The sequence below is a fragment of the Spirulina sp. CCY15215 genome, assembly GCF_016888125.1.
Lineage (GTDB): Bacteria > Cyanobacteriota > Cyanobacteriia > Cyanobacteriales > Spirulinaceae > CCY15215.
This window is the reverse complement of sequence record NZ_JACSWA010000609.1, coordinates 1-222: the sequence shown is the minus strand read 5'-3', so window position 1 is coordinate 222 and position 222 is coordinate 1. Positions and strand designations below refer to the sequence as shown.

Genomic DNA, 222 nt, shown 5'->3' with positions numbered 1-222 from the left:
GTTGAATCTGGAGTTATAACTGTTTCTGGAATAGGAGAAATAGATTGTTTCTGAACAGGTTCGTTTGGCGCTACACCAGAACGAGAAGAGATTTCTTGTTTAGCATCAGAAGAATTAATTTGCGTTGAATCTGGAGTTATAACTGTTTCTGAGATAGGAGAAATAGATTGTTTCTGAACAGGTTCACTTGGTGATACATCAGAGAAAGAAGAGATTTCTTGT

The 222-nt window shown here is 36.5% G+C and carries 1 protein-coding gene; it reads right to left on the bottom strand.

From position 1 onward, the window contains the following. The coding region (locus tag JUI58_RS24735) for a hypothetical protein (RefSeq protein ID WP_204106524.1) at positions 1–222 on the bottom strand (222 nt) is incomplete at both ends.